The sequence below is a fragment of the Pseudomonas helleri genome, assembly GCF_009600315.1.
Lineage (GTDB): Bacteria > Pseudomonadota > Gammaproteobacteria > Pseudomonadales > Pseudomonadaceae > Aquipseudomonas > Aquipseudomonas helleri_A.
On sequence record NZ_WIWC01000110.1, the window covers coordinates 1 to 507 of the forward strand.

The following is a 507-nucleotide window of genomic DNA, read 5'->3' on the forward strand; positions in this document are numbered from 1 at the left end:
ACCAATGACATGCGGCTGTTCGGCCTGCTGCACCTGCTTGGGCAGGCGTCGCTGCGCATGGAGCAAGCGCTGTGGCCGGAAGAATATGCGCGGATGACCCGCGAGGTCGAGGAAGCTCTCCGAGAGGCCGACGACCCCAACGCCAAGTCGTACACCCACGAAGAAGTCATGCAGGCGATGCAGGAACGCATCGACCGAGCGCGAGACAAAGCCATGTTGATCGGCTGACGGAAATTTCGGCGGTTCCGGCTGATCCAAGAATCTTGGCGTGACCTTACCTCCGCTCTACCGCTGGGTGCCAGCCTCGGCGCACGCCTAACCACCCAACTCAGAAAGGAAAATAAGTTGGTAAAACGCATTCCCGTATCCGAGCTTCGTCTCGGCATGTACATCCACAAGCTCGCCGGCTCTTGGGTTCGACACCCATTCTGGCGCGGCAGCTTCCTGCTGACCGAGCCTCAGGATCTCTCTGCCATTCGAGAATGTGGCGTCGGGGAGGTCTGGGTT

The 507-nt window shown here is 60.0% G+C and carries 1 protein-coding gene and 1 pseudogene; both read left to right on the plus strand.

The features are described 5' to 3' along the window. Positions 1–228, plus strand: a pseudogene (locus GHN86_RS23055) (hypothetical protein); the annotation flags it as partial. Positions 229–384: 156 nt separating this feature from the next. Continuing rightward, positions 385–507: DUF3391 domain-containing protein (locus GHN86_RS23060; RefSeq protein WP_267129149.1), on the plus strand; the 123-nt coding region annotated here is incomplete at its 3' end.